The sequence below is a fragment of the Hymenobacter ruber genome (assembly GCF_054783255.1).
Genome location: NZ_BAAGQX010000002.1, coordinates 39686 through 54090, shown reverse-complemented (window position 1 = coordinate 54090; position 14405 = coordinate 39686). Strand labels below are relative to the sequence as shown.

Below are 14405 nucleotides of genomic sequence, written 5' to 3'. Positions count from 1 at the left end.
TCTTGTTTTGGCTACTTGCCTTCCCACTACTGGCCGGTGCGCAACAGCGCACCACTCCGCGTTCCAAGCAGCAGGCTGTAGTGCGCAAGCCTGTGAAAAAAAAGACTTTAGCGCCGTTGCCGCCCAATGCGCCGGCCTTCACCCGCTACCTGCACTCGCCTTGGGTCGACAGTCTGATGCGGGTGCTCACGCCCGACCAACGCGCCGCACAGCTCTTCATGGTGGCCGCGTATTCCAACCGCACCCGCGTGTTTGAGGACTCGGTTTCGACGCTCATCAAGCAGTATGGCATTGGCGGGCTGATATTTTTTCAGGGCGGCCCGGTGCGGCAGTCCAATCTGCTGAACCGCTACCAGAGCCAATCGAAAGTGCCGCTGCTGGTGGCGCTGGACGGCGAATGGGGCGTGGGCATGCGCCTCGATAGCGTGGTGAAATTCCCCTACCAAATGAGCCTGGGCGGCGAAACCGACACCACGCTGCTCTACGACATGGGCCGCGAGGTGGCCCGGCAGTTCAAGCGGCTGGGCATGCACGTCAACTTCGCGCCGGTGGTGGACGTGAATAACAACCCCGCCAACCCGGTCATCGGCTTTCGTAGCTGGGGCGAAAACCCGGCCGCCGTGGCCCGCGACGGCCGCCAGTACATGCGCGGCATGCAGGACGCCGGCATTCTGGCCGTGGCTAAGCACTTCCCCGGCCACGGCGACGTGGACGCCGACTCCCACCTCGCGCTGCCCACCGTGCGCGTCGACCGCCGCCGGCTCGATACGCTGGAGCTGCCGCCCTTCCGCAGCCTCATCGCGGGGGGCCTGGGGGGCATGATGGTGGCCCACCTCAACGTGCCGGCCCTGGACACGGTATTGGGGCCGAGCACCCTTTCGCGGCCCATCATCACGGGGATGCTGCGCGATGAGATGGGCTTTAAGGGCTTGATTTTCACCGATGCCATGAACATGCGCGGCGTTATCAGCAAGTTTCCGCCCGGCGAGGCCGACGTGCGGGCCATCATGGCCGGCAACGACATTCTGGAGTTCAGCAAGAACATTCCGCTGGCCTTGAAGATGGTGCGTGTGGCCGTGGATAGCGGCCGGATTTCGCAGAAGGAAATCGATGAGCATTGCCGCCGCGTGCTGGCCCTCAAGCAGTGGTCGGGCCTCAACCATTACCGGCCCATCGATACCAAAAACATCTACGAAGACCTCAACGGCCCGCACGCGCAATACCTCAGCCACCGCCTCACGGAGCTGAGCATCACGCTACTGCGCAACCAGAAGAGCCTGTTGCCGCTCCAGCGCCTCGACACATTGCGCATTGCCACGCTGGTGCTGGGCGGCTCGCCGCGCGATACTACCGACTTTCAGAAAGCGGTGGCCGACTACGCGCCGGCCGCGCATTTCCACATCGCCGCCACGGCCACGCTCGATGAGCTGATGAAGCTGCGCGCCGCCCTCAAGCCCTACAATCTCATTCTGGTGAGCCTGCAAAGTCTGGGCCGCCTGCCCGCCACGAGCTTCGGCATCACGCCCGAGGATAACATGCTGCTGCGCGAGCTGGCCGACCAGAAGCAAACGCTGGTGCTCAGCGTATTCGGCTCGGCCTACGCTGTGGCCAAAGTGCGGGATTTGGACCGCGCCGCCGCCGTCATCATGGCCTACCAGGAAAGCCCGAATGCCCAAAACCTGGCCGCCCAGGCCATTTTCGGCGGCATTGCGGCCACGGGCAAGCTGCCCGTGACGGTGAGCGACCGGTACCCGCGCGGCTTCGGCCTGCGCACAGCCGGCAGCTACCGCCTGCGCTACGCCAACCCCGAAGACGTAGGCATGGACGGCCGCCTCGAAGCCCGCGTGGACAGCCTGGTGGGCCGGGCGCTGGCGGCGCAGGCGTTTCCCGGGGCGCAGGTGCTCATTGCCCGGCGCGGTACGGTAGTGCTCCGCAAAAGCTATGGCAACCAGACGTATGCGGGCTTCAGCGAAGCGGTGGTTGATAAGAAAAAGAAGAAAAAAGAAGCCGTAGTGACCGATGCCAAACCCGTATCGGTGCCGCGCCCGGTGAAGGATGATGACCTGTACGACCTGGCTTCGATGACTAAGCTGATGGCCGCCACGCCCGCGCTGATGCGCCTGGAGGCCGACCATAAATTCAGCCCCGACAGTGCGATGGGCAACTACTTCCCCTTCCTGCGCGGCACCAACAAGGCCGACCTGAAAATGCGCGACGTGCTGGCCCATCAGGCCCGCCTCAAAGCATTTATTCCTTTCTGGAAGGAATTGGTGAAGAAAAACGGCAACCTGCGCCGCCGCTATTTCCGGGCCGATTCGTCGGCTCGGTTCCCGTTGCCGGTGGCCCAGGGCATCTGGGCGCGGAAGAAGCTGCCGGCCCGCATCTATAAGGAAATAGGGGAGTCGCCGCTGAATGAGAAGCCGGGCTACGTGTATTCGGACTTGTCGTTTGTGCTATACCCGGCGCTGGTGCAGGCCCGTACCGGGCTGCCGCTCGATGCCTTTTTGCAGAAGGAAGTGTACGGGCCGCTGGGCGCGACCACGCTGGGTTTCCGGCCCCGCAACCGCTTTCCGGTGGCGCGCATCGTGCCCACGGAGGTTGATTCGGCCTTCCGCAAGCAGCTGGTGCACGGCACGGTGCACGACGAAGGCGCGGCCCTGCTGGGCGGCCTCTCGGGCCACGCCGGCCTGTTTGGCGATGCTAATGACGTGGCCAAGCTCGCTCAGACCTACGCCTGGGGCGGGCGCTACGGCGGCCAGCAGCTCTTCGACAAAACCGTGCTGGCCGACTGGACCAAGTGCCAGTTCTGCCCCGACAACCGCCGCGCCCTGGCCTTCGACCGCCCCGCCGCTAACCCGACCGTTAACTCGGCCAAAAGCGCCTCGCAAAGCAGTTACGGTCACACTGGCTTCACGGGTACCTACTTCTGGGTGGAGCCCGAGAAGGACCTGGTGGTGGTGCTGCTCACCAACCGCGTACACCCCACGCGGCGGAATAATAAGCTGGGCGATTTGAGCGTGCGGAGCTCGCTGTTGCAACTTGCTATTGAGGCGGCGCGGTAGTTTGTAGGGCTGTGGCCGTGGTGGAAATGTGCCACCTTTCGCTACCTTACGGCCCTACATTCCCACTCCGTACCCCTATGTTAGGATTGATGATGGCCGAGCCGCTGCGCGTGGCGACAATTATCGAGCACGCCGCCAAGTGGCATTCCGATACCGAAATTGTGTCGCGCCGGCCCGAGGGCGGCATCCACCGCTACACCTACGCCGAGGCCAACCACCGCAGCAAGCAGCTCGCCCAGGCCCTGCTGAAACTCGGCATCGAAAACGGCGACCGGGTGGGCACCCTGGCCTGGAACACGCACCGCCATTTCGAGCTGTATTATGGCGTAGCAGGCATCGGGGCGGTGTGCCACACCATCAACCCGCGCCTGTTTCCCGAGCAGCTCGTCTTCATCATCAACCACGCCGAGGACCGGTTACTGTTCTTCGACTTGACATTTTTGCCTCTCGTGGAGCGTCTGGCTCCCGTGTGCCCCACTGTGGAAAAGTGGGTGCTCATGGCCGGTCCCGAGCATCTGCCTGCCGCCTCCGAGCTGCCCGGCCTGTGCAGCTACGAAGACTTACTAGCGGCCGAAAACGGCGCCTACGACTGGCCCAGCTTCGACGAAAACACGGCCTGCTCGCTCTGCTACACCTCCGGCACCACCGACCAGCCCAAGGGCGTGCTTTATTCGCATCGCTCCACGGTGCTGCACGCCCTGGGCATCTCGCTGCCCGATGCGCTAAGCTGTTCGGCCTCGGACGTGATAATGCCGGTGGTGCCCATGTTCCACGTTAATGCCTGGGGGCTGCCCTACGCGGCCCCGCTCAACGGCGCGAAGCTGGTGCTGCCCGGTGCGGGCATGGACAGCGCCAGTTTGTTTGAACTGTTTGAAACCGAAGGCGTGACGTTCTCGGCCGGGGTTCCCACCATCTGGCTGGCACTGCTGCAGTTCATGCGCGAGGGCCAGCGCCGTTTTACCACCCTCAACCGGACGGTGGTGGGCGGGGCTGCCTGCCCGCCGGCCCTCATGAAAGCCTTTGAGGAGGAGTTGGGCGTGACCATCATGCACGCCTGGGGCATGACGGAAACCAGCCCCCTTGGCACCACCGCCCGTCTCAAGGGCAAACACGCCGGACTCAGCCCGGCCGATAGCATGGCCATCCGGGCCAAGCAGGGCCGGGCGGTGTTTGGGGTCGATATGAAGATTGTGGGCGACGACGGCCACGCGCTGCCCCACGACGGCGTGGCCTTCGGCGACCTGCTGGTGCGCGGCCCGTGGGTGGTGCGCGACTACTTCCGTACCGCCACGCCCGGCGAGCTGACGGCCGACGGCTGGTTCCGCACCGGCGACGTGGCCACCATCGACCCCGATGGCTACATGCAAATTACCGACCGCTCGAAAGACGTCATCAAGTCGGGCGGGGAGTGGATTTCCAGCATCGAGCTCGAAAACCTGGCCGTGGCCCACCCCGCCGTGGCCGAGGCCGCCGTCATCGGCGTGCCCAGTGCCAAGTGGAGCGAGCGGCCCCTGCTGGTGGTGGTGTGCCGCCCTGGCATGGAGGTTTCGGCCGATGAGCTGCTGAATTTCTTCCGGGGCCGGGTGGCCAAGTTCTGGGAGCCCGACGCCGTGGAGTTTGTGAAACAGCTGCCTCACACCGCCACTGGCAAAATTCTGAAAACGCAATTGCGCAAGGATTTTGCGGGGTATTCGGTGGCGTAGGGGTTCGGGATTTTTCCCGCAGTGGGCGCAGGGGTTTGCGCAGTGAGCGCAGTGTTGTTCATCCGGGTTTGATTTGCGCTATGCATGAAAACCAGATTTCTTTTCAGGTTCGCAAGGCGGCCTATGAAATTCATACGGACTTAGGGCCGGGCCTTTTGGAGTCAGTATATGAAACTGCTTTGGAGCATGAGCTGAGGCAACAAGGCCTGCGAGTGGCCCGGCAGGTCCCAATGCCAATGGTTTACAAAGGCATTCATATGGAAACGGGCTATCGACTCGATTTAGTGGTAGAGGGCAAAGTCATCATTGAGTTGAAATCCGTTGATGCTTTACAAGAAGTTCACTTCAAGCAGCTGACGACTTATCTGAAACTGTCCGGTCTCAAACTCGGGCTGCTCATCAACTTCAACGTTGACCGTCTCAAAGACCATATGCACCGTCGTGTAAACGGCCTCGAGAACGACACTGCGCCCACTGCGTAAACCCCTGCGCCCACTGCGGGAAAAATCCCTAGCGGCCCAGCTCCTCGGCCCGGTCGCGCGCGGCGCCGGCCCCGGCCATGAGGCCCTCGCGCACCGCGCCCGCGCCGAACGCGCCCAGCGCGGCCTCGGTGGTGCCGCCTCTGGATGCCACTTTGGCAATCCAGTCCTGGCAGCTCAGGCCCGATTGCGAGTAGAGTTCCACCGCGCCGCGAAAGGTCTGGCTCACCAGCAACTCGGCTTCGGCCCCGCTGAAACCCATTTGGGCGGCCGCCGCCATCAGGGCTTCCATGCAGTAGTACACGTAGGCCGGGCCACTGCCCGAGATGGCGGTGCTGGCATCGATGGCGCTTTCGTTTTCGACGTAAACCGTCTTGCCGGTGGTCGAGAGCAGGTTTTGCACCTGCACTAGCTCGGCGCGTGTCACCTCGTCGGTGCTGGTGAAGGCCGTCATGCCCATGCCAATCTGGGCGGGCAGGTTGGGCATGGCCCGGATGATTTTGGGCGTGCCCAAGGCCTCGCGCAAGGTGTCAATCCGCACCCCGGCCATGATGCTGAGCACGAGCTGCTGCGGCTGCACCAGTCCCTTCAGCGCCGCAAAGAGGGCAGGGGAGTCCTGCGGCTTCACGGCCAGGATGAGGATGTCGGCCCCCGGCACGCACTCGGCCGGCGAGCCCCAGACGGTGCCGATTTCGTGGGCGGCCAGGGCCGGCACCCGCTCGGGTGAGCGGGCCAGCAGGCGCAAATCGAGCCGCGAGGTGATGTGGGCGCGCACGAAGCTGCGGGCGTAAGTCAGGCCCATGTTGCCGCCGCCGATGATGAGGATTTTCATTGTTATTGATGCCGTCTGAGCTGGCAAAGAACGGCATAGTGGCTGTCATCACCCGTCAACGTCTGTCATCCTGAGCGCAGCGAAGGACCTTATCACGTTTGCGCCGATTGAGTTTACTGCAATCTGTTCATCGGTGATAAGGTCCTTCGCTGCGCTCAGGATGACAGATGAATACCCCTCACACTTTCAGCACCACGCCCTTCTTGTACATCCAGCTCAGAATGAAATACCAGATGACGATGAGCGTGACCGCGCCCACCAGCGAGGCCGTGCGCGGGTCCGAAAAATGTAGGGCGATGCCCCATTCGTAGAGCCACTCCTTCAAGCCGCCCGTTTTGCCGCCGGGCAGGGCCAGCTTAAATAGCCCGAACGTGCGCGAAAGCAGCGCCGAGAGGCAGAACACCAGGATGGCATTGACGCCGTAGACCAGCGCCGGGCGCGTCCAGGCGCGGTGGCCCTGCACGTCGCAAATCCAGTAGAGCGCGGCCAGGCCGGCCATGGCCAGCCCGCCGGTGTAGAGCACGTAAGGGCTGCTCCACAGCGCTTTGTTGATGGGAAACCACGGGGCCCAGCACAGGCCCAGCAGGATGATACCGCCGCCAGCTACGAACAGCCAGGCGACTTTGGCGGCCGGCTCGGGGCCGCGGTGGCGAAGCCATTGGGCCGTAAGGCCGCCCAGCAGGCCGGTGGCCAGGGCCGGCAGGGTGCCGAGCAGGCCTTCGGGGTCCCAGGTTTTACTGGTTTTCCAGAGGTGGGCTTCGGTGAAGATGGTGCGGTCGAGCCAGGCTCCGAGGTTGGTAGCGGGCTCCAGGTTGGCGGGGCCGAAGCCAGGCACGGGCACCAGCTGCATCAGCACCGCGTAGCCGATGAGAAAGCTGACAATCAGCCAAACCTGCGTGCGCCAGCTGGTCTTCAGAAAGATGACACTGCACCCCAGAAATACCAGCGCAATGCGCTGCAATACGCCCATTATGCGCACCACCGAGAAGTCAAACTTCGGATAAAGTGACAGCAGCAGGCCCAGCCCGAACAGCACGCCGGCCCGGCGCAGCACCCGCAGCAGCACCGCCCCCTGCGGCCCGCCCTGGCGCTTCACCCCATCCAGCGCATACACCAGGCTCACGCCCACGATGAACAGGAAAAACGGGAAAATGAGGTCGGTAGGGGTGCAGCCGTTCCATTCGGCGTGCTCCAGCGGCGGGTAGATGTGGCCCCAGTCGCCGGGGTTGTTCACCAGAATCATGGCCATGACGGTAATTCCCCGAAACACGTCAAGGCTGATGAGGCGGCCGGGCTGGGAGGCCTCCGCGAGGGGCACGGTGCCGGTGGTTTCGAGGGCGGCCTGAGTGGTGCGTTGCATGGCGGGTGGGAGTAGGGATGGAAAAAAACTCCCCTCCTTACCAAGGAGGGGATGTTGCCGCGCTAGAGGCAACTGAGGTGGTTGTGGCGTCCGAATCATTGAAGTAAATCGTTTGGTCGTCATTCAACGACCATAACCACCCCCGTCCGAGCCTTCGGCTCGAGCATCCCCTTCTTGGTAAGGAGGGGAGTTGCCGTTCGACTACCTCAAAATTCCCAGCGCACAAACGCTTCAATGCCCTCGTATTCCGGCAAGCCCAGCTGGTCGTACAGTTTCGCCGTGGTTCTATTCCGCGCCTCGGCGCGCTGCCAGAACTCGCGCTGGTCAGCCCCGGGGAACAGCGGCCGGTCTTTCTGACTTTGGTGCTTGAAGATGGCGCGGCGCTTGCGCGTGAGCTCCTGCGGCGAGAGGGGCACGGCCATCTCAATCTGGTCGATGTCCCATTCCTGCCAGGCCCCGCGGTAGAGCCACACCCAGCAGTCGGCCAGCCAAGCGGTGCCGGAGGCTTTGAGGCGGTGAATGGACTCGAAGATGGCCGCCAGGCACACGCGGTGCGTGCCGTGCGGGTCCGAGAGGTCGCCGGCCGCGTAAATCTGCTGGGGCCGGATGCGGTTCAGCAGCTCCATCGTAATGCGAATGTCCTCGTCGCCCAGCGGCTTTTTGCGCACCCGGCCGGTTTCGTAAAACGGCAAATCCAGAAAGTGCACGTTGGCATCGGGGATGCCGGCCAGGCGGCAGGCGCTCTTGGCCTCGCCCCGCCGGATGAGGCCCTTTATCTGCTGCACCTCGTCGGAGTCGACCTGGCCGGGCTGCTTGTTTTTGAGGAAGTCGGCTACGCGGTGGTAGAGGTTGTCGGCCGGTACATCGGCGGGCAAGTGGAAGGCCTGGTCGTAGTCGGCCACAAAATCGGCGAAGCGAATGGCCTCGTCATCGAACACGGCAATGTTGCCCGAGGTCTGGTAGGCCACATGCACTTCATGGCCCTGGTCGACCAGCCGGAGCAGGGTGCCGCCCATTGAAATCACGTCGTCATCGGGGTGGGGTGAGAAGATGAGGACGCGCTTGGGAAACGGTTCGGCGCGCTCGGGGCGGTAAGTGTCATCGGCGTTGGGCTTGCCGCCGGGCCAGCCGGTGATGGTGTGCTGCAGCTCGTTGAAGACGCGAATGTTGATGTCGTAGGCCGGACCGGACTGTGCCAGCAGCTCCGAGAGGCCGTTTTCGTTGTAGTCTTCCTCGGTCAGTTTCAGAATGGGCTTGGTCACGGTGCGGGCCAGCCAGGTGATGGCCTTGCGGACCAGGGCGGCATCGTGCCAGTTGCAGGGCAGACCCAGCAGCCAGGGCGTTTTGCGCGGGGTAAGCTCGGCTCCGGCGGCCTCGTCCAGCACCACTTCCACATTGGGGTGGCGCTGCAGGTAGGTAGCGGGCACAGTGTCGGTGATTTCGCCCTCCGCCATGCGTTTCACCACGGCGGCTTTGCCCTCGCCCCAGGCCAGCAGCACTATGCGGCGGGCTTCGAGAATGGTACCCACGCCCATGGTCAGGGCGCGGCGCGGCACGTTTTCCTCGCCGTAAAAATCCGAAGCCGCATCGGTGCGCGTCACGTGGTCGAGGGTGATGAGACGGGTGCGGGAGGCCGGGCCGGAGCCGGGCTCATTAAAGCCAATGTGCCCCGTGCGCCCGATACCCAACAGCTGCAAATCAATCCCGCCCGCCGCGTGAATCTGCTCCTCATAGTGCCGGCAGAAGTCGGCAATCTGCTCGGGCGGCACGGTGCCATCGGGGATGTGTACGTTCTCCGGCTTTATATCAACATGGTCAAATAGATACTCCCGCATGAAGCGCACGTAGCTCTGCAGCGAGTCGGGCGCCATGGGGTAATATTCATCGAGGTTGAAGCTGATAACGTTCTGAAAGCTCAGGCCGTCTTCGCGGTGCAGGCGCACCAGTTCCTCATACACGCGGGTGGGCGAGGAGCCGGTGGCCAGCCCCAGCACGCAGGGGCGGCCCTCGGCGGCGCGGGCACGGATGAGGTTGGCAATCTGGCCGGCTACGGCGACCGAAGCCTGCTCCGAATCAGCATAAACCGTGGTGGCGATGGGGGCGGGGTGGGAGTTGGGCGGGTTCATGGGTGGTGGAAAGAGGGAGTAGAGACGCATATTTGCGTCTCGTCGTTGTTAGGCCGCACAGGTGGTGCCGTTCAACGACGAGGCGCAAATACGCGTCTCTACACCACATGTTTATATGGCCGGGTCGGCGGGTGTGGCGGGGTTGTTTTCGCGCTCTACGCGGGGGTAGGGGAAGAAATTGCGGTTGCGCTCGGCCCCGGTGGTGCCCGGCGCGGGGCGGCCGAAGCGGCGGCTGTCGGCCAGGCGGAAGCCCTGGAAGGCCAGCTCAATATCGCGGTTGCGAAGGATGTCGGTGAGCACGTCGGCAACCGTGAGAGGGCCAGAATAGGGAGGCAGGGCCGCGCCGGGCAGGGCCAGCAGCAGGCCGGTGCTGGTGGTAGCGGCGGCGGCCGTGCTGGTCCGCACCTTGTTCAGCTCCGTCACGGCATTGGGTACGTCGTTTTTGCGGGCGTAGGCTTCGGCCCGAATCAGGAGCATTTCGTTGGGCACGTACACCGGGATGGGCGCACTGTTGGCGGTGTAGAAGCCGGTGCCCAGGTTCTGCGTCGTAGTTGGCGGCGGGGTGATGCGCAGCAGGAAGGGCAGGCGCTTGTCGCCGGTTTCGGGGGCCAGCGCGCCGGTGAGGCCCAGGCTGGTGTTGGTGGGCTCGAATACGTTTTTGTTCCCGAAAGACGTCTCGAACAGTGGGTTGCGGGTGTTGTCGTCGAAGTTAAACACCGAGCGTTTGGTGAGGTCGACGCGGCCGGCCGCGGCCAGAGCCTTGTCGTAGTCGCCAGCCTCCAGGCTGTAGCGGGCAATGAGCGCCTGAATGGTATTCGGCAGGTCGATGCCGGGCACAATCTTGGCGTTGAAATCAGCCGAAACCGGCGTGGCGGCCAGTTGCGTGGCCGCCGCTTCGAGCTGGGCCACGGCGTTGCGCAGCGCATCCACGCGCGGCACAAACGGCGCGCTTTCCTGCGTGGCCAGCGGAATCTGCTCGAAATACTGCGCCAGCGTGCCAATACTCAGCGCCCGGAAAATGCTGGCGTAAGCCACGATGCCGCTGCGGGTGCCCGCGTCCGGGGCGTTGCCGGCGTTGGCCAGCACCAGGTCGGCGTTGGATTTCACCAGGTTGGCCTGCGTCCAGAGGTTGCGCACCACGCCGTTGCTGTTGGTGAGGTTGCCGGCTCCGAGGCTGACGTTGTACTCCTCGATATTGCCCACGTTGAGGATGCTGAGCTCGCGGGTGGTGAGGCCGCCGGCCGCCACCGTGTTATAGAGCACGCTGAGGAAGCCGCCCGTGCTGTAGCGCGCCTGCAAGCCGTTGCAAAGCGTGATAAGACCATCGGAGGAAGTCACCACCTGCTGCTGACTGGCGGTGCTCGGGTTCAGGTATTCTTTGTTGCAGCTGCCCAGCGCGAGGGCCAGGGCTGCGAGGGTGAGTATTTTCTTCATGAGGTTGAATTCTGGAAGTGGGAAGTAGCGCGGACTTTGTAGTCCGCGACAGAACGGCTCACACGCGGACTACAAAGTCCGCGCTACACCTAGAATGTAGCCGCCAGCTTAACCTGGTAAGTGCGCGGAATTGGCACATTGCCAAAGTCAATGGCGCGCAGCAAATCCGAGGCCCCGCCGGCGCTGGTTTCGGGGTCGAAGCCGTTGTATTTGTCCCACGAATACAGGTTGCGGCCCACCAATGACAGGTTCAGCGAGGTGATGAACTTCGTAAACGTGGGCAGCGCATAGCTCAGCGCCACTTCGCGCAGCTTCACGTAGGAACCATCATCCACGCGGAATTCCTGGGTATTGTAGATGGCGAAGATGGAGCCGCGCGGTATGCTGCCGCGCAATTCCTGCTCGGCCATGTCGCCGAGGCCCACGCCCTGCCGGGTGCGCTTGTCGGCGTTGAACACACTCACGCCCTGCACGGCATCGAGCAGCACGTGCAGGCCCAGCTTTTTGTAAGTGAGGTTGGTGTTGAAGGAGCCCGTCCATTTCGGGTTGGGGTTGCCGATGAGCACGTTGGCGATGGTGGAGGTGCCGCCGTATAGCGGCTGGCCGTCGCTGCTGCGGGCCGGCGTGAAGCCCACCGCGCCCACGGCCTGGCCCACGGTGCGCTCGTCCTGCGCGAAGCCCTGGGGCGTGAGCAGCAGCGAGCCATCGGGGTTGCGGGCATAGCCCGAGCCATAGAAAACGCCCGCTGGCTGGCCTTCCAGCAAATACACCGGCGCACCGGCCGCGTTATCAATGGAAATGGCCTGCACGCTGCCGTTCGAGCCGGGCAGGCTCAGCACCTTGTTGCGGTTACGGCTGAAAATGAAGGACACGTCCCAGGTGAAATCCGTCGACTTCACAGGCACGGCGCCCAGCGAAATTTCCAGGCCCCGGTTTTCCATCGTGCCTACGTTGTTCACAATGCTGGAGCCGCCCGAGCTTGGAGCCAGGTTGCGGCGCACCACCAGGTCGCTGATTTTCTGGTAGTAGGCCGTGACGCCCAGCGTGAGGCGGTCGCTCAGGAAAGCCAGGTCGGCGCCGCCTTCCAGCTCGGCCATGCGCTCGGGCTTCACAGCAGGGTTGGCCAGCTGCGTGCCCGGCGTGATGGTGTTCTTGCCCAAAAAGCCCACCGGGCTGAACTGGTAGAACCGGTCGTAGGAATTGAGGCCGGTCAGGTTGCCGGCCTCACCGTAGCTGGCGCGCAGCTTCAGGCTATTAAAAGAGTTGGCGTAGGTGCTGTTTTGCCAGAAGCTGAAGTCCGACACCACCAGCGAGCCGCTCACCTTGGGGTACACCTGGTTGGTTTCTGAGGACGAGAACTTCGAAGACCGGTCGCGCCGCACCGCGCCCGTCAGAAACGCTAGGTTGCGGAAGCCGATGGTGGCCTGCCCGTAGTAGCCGCTCAGGTTGTAGCGGTCGAGGTTGTAGGCCGAAGTAATGGTGGTGCTGCCCGCCCCCGACACCGTGGTGATGAACGGGGCCAGGTTCTGGCCTTGCGTGGTGGTATAGTCCTGTTGCGCATACTGGTAACTGTAGCCGGCGCGCAGGTTCAGCTTCAAATTTTCGCTGAACTGGTACTCATAGCCCAGGTTAATGTCGGAGTTCAGTTGGATAACGGCGTTATTGCCGTTGGCCGCGAAGCCGAAGGGGTAGCGGGCAGCGGGCAATCCGGCCGCCGCCTGGTAGGGGTAGGGCCGGATGTAGCTCTGGCCCACCTGCGAGTAAGCGTCCACGCCCAGCACGTAGTCGGCCGAAAAGCCTTTGAACGGGGTCAGGTTCACCTGCACGTCGCTCACGGTGCGGTTCACGCTCTGCGTAAATTTCATGTCCTCAATGGTCGAGAGCGGGTTTACGCGGGTGGGCTCCACGGCCAGCAGGTTGCCGGAGGCGTCGCGCTGGGTGATGTCGTAGATGTTGTTGGTGATGTTGACGGAGTTAATCGGGCTGTAGAACACGTTGCCGTTGGCCTTCTCGTTCGAGAAGCTGTTCACGTAGCTCAGGCCGGCCGATACCTTGGCCCAGTTCGTGAGGCGCTGGTCGACCCGCGCCCGCAGGTTGTAGCGCGTAAAATCGGTGCCCTTGATAATGCCCTCATTCTTCAGGTAATTGGCCGATACATAATACTGGGTGCGCTCCGAGCCACCCGACACCGACACCGCATTATCGGTGCCGTAGCCAGTCCGGAAAATCTGGTCGAAGTAGTTATAGCGCGTCACATCTACCAAATTGGTGGCCAGTAAATTGGGCGTGCCAGCCCGGTTAATGGTCGTGGTTGTCACATTGGGGTTGGCGGCCAGTTGGGCCGCGGTGGGCGCCCCGATGGTGTACAGCCGCAGCCCGGCAAAGCCGAACTGCTTGCCGTAGGTATTCACCGGCACCGATTTCCGCAGTTCATTCATATTAAAGCTGGTGGATACCGACACCCGCGCCGCGCCGCTCAGCCCGCGCTTGGTGGTGATGAGCACCACGCCGTTGGCTGCGCGTGAGCCGTACTGGGCCGCCGCCGCCGCCCCGTTGATGATATTGAGGCTGGCAATGTCGTTGGGGTTGAGGTCGGCCAGGCGGTTCTGGCCCACGTTGGCCTGGCCCACGTCGTTGCTCAGCGCCAGCTGCGACACGTTGGTGCTGGCATTGCTCACAATCACGCCGTCAATTACATACAGCGGGTCCGAAGAGCCCTGCAGGGAGTGCACCCCGCGCAGCCGCACCGAGAGCGAGCCGGCCGGGTCGCCCGAGTTCTGGGTAATCTGCGCGCCGGCCACCTTGCCCTGCAAGGAGTTCAACAGCCCACCCGAGCCGCTCTGGGCCAAATCCTCGGCCCGCACCGTGCTGATGGCGTTGCCCAGCTCCCGCTTCGGCGCGCTGATGGTGGAGCCCACCACCACCACTTCGTCCAGCTTCTGGCGCGCTTCCGTCAGCGCCACGTCGGTGGTCACGGTAGTACTAGCGCCCAGCGTGAGCGGTTTCGACACCGCCGCGTAGCCAATCAGCGACACGGTGAGCGTGTAGCTGCCCGGCGCGATGCTGGCGTCCAGCACGTAGCCGCCATCGGCCCCGGTGGAAGCGCCGAGCGTCGTACCGTTCAGCAGCACGGTGGCACCGGGCAGGCCTTGCCCGCCGGCGTCGGTCACGCGGCCTTGCAGGGTGTAGCGCTGCGCCGTTTGGGCGCCGGCCGTGAGGGCCACCAGCAGCATCAAGAATAGCAACCCGGTCCAGCGGAGGCTCGGGCTACCCAATGAGTAGGTGTTTCGCATGGGAAAGAGGAGATTAGGTGAGTGTGAGGATGCGGTGGCTAATATCGTGAAAACTTTATCTTTACCTAAGCCCGGTGAGGCTGCTGGCCAGATGGTTTTTGGTTGGTCCGGCCCGC

Annotated in this window: 8 protein-coding genes; 3 read left to right on the top strand and 5 right to left on the bottom strand. The window is 63.4% G+C overall.

Annotated features, from left to right (window positions below; translation table 11 throughout):
* Positions 1-92: 92 nt before the first annotated feature.
* The 3 genes from ACYVM5_RS00945 (at position 93) to ACYVM5_RS00935 (ending at position 5247) form a co-directional block, all read left to right on the top strand.
* On the top strand, positions 93-3062 hold the full coding sequence (locus tag ACYVM5_RS00945) for a glycoside hydrolase family 3 N-terminal domain-containing protein (protein WP_460616306.1): 2970 nt from the start codon (positions 93-95) through the stop codon (positions 3060-3062).
* A gap of 77 nt (positions 3063-3139) precedes the next feature.
* Positions 3140-4765, top strand: coding sequence for a 3-(methylthio)propionyl-CoA ligase (locus ACYVM5_RS00940; RefSeq protein WP_460616305.1), 1626 nt, complete (start codon positions 3140-3142; stop codon positions 4763-4765).
* 80 nt (positions 4766-4845) lie between these two features.
* Entirely contained in the window at positions 4846-5247 is a 402-nt protein-coding gene (locus ACYVM5_RS00935) for a GxxExxY protein (RefSeq protein WP_460616304.1), read from the top strand.
* Positions 5248-5275: 28 nt separating this feature from the next.
* On the opposite strand, the gene proC is transcribed toward ACYVM5_RS00935, so the two are convergent.
* The 5 genes from proC to ACYVM5_RS00910 form a co-directional block, all read right to left on the bottom strand.
* The gene (proC, locus tag ACYVM5_RS00930) at positions 5276-6076 is read right to left on the bottom strand and encodes a pyrroline-5-carboxylate reductase family protein (protein WP_460616303.1); all 801 of its coding nucleotides are present in this window, start codon (positions 6074-6076) and stop codon (positions 5276-5278) included.
* Between the two features lie 178 nt (positions 6077-6254).
* Complete coding sequence (locus ACYVM5_RS00925; protein ID WP_460616302.1) at positions 6255-7436, bottom strand: acyltransferase family protein; 1182 nt, start codon at positions 7434-7436, stop codon at positions 6255-6257.
* A 206-nt stretch (positions 7437-7642) separates the two neighbouring features.
* The gene (nagB, locus tag ACYVM5_RS00920) at positions 7643-9562 is read right to left on the bottom strand and encodes a glucosamine-6-phosphate deaminase (protein ID WP_460616301.1); all 1920 of its coding nucleotides are present in this window, start codon (positions 9560-9562) and stop codon (positions 7643-7645) included.
* 111 nt (positions 9563-9673) lie between these two features.
* A complete protein-coding gene (locus ACYVM5_RS00915) occupies positions 9674-10996 on the bottom strand; it encodes a RagB/SusD family nutrient uptake outer membrane protein (RefSeq protein ID WP_460616300.1) in 1323 nt (440 codons plus the stop codon).
* A gap of 89 nt (positions 10997-11085) precedes the next feature.
* Positions 11086-14289 carry a SusC/RagA family TonB-linked outer membrane protein gene (locus ACYVM5_RS00910; RefSeq protein ID WP_460616299.1) on the bottom strand — a complete coding sequence of 1068 codons (3204 nt, stop codon included), beginning with the start codon at positions 14287-14289 and terminating at the stop codon, positions 11086-11088.
* Between the last annotated feature and the right edge of the window lie 116 nt (positions 14290-14405).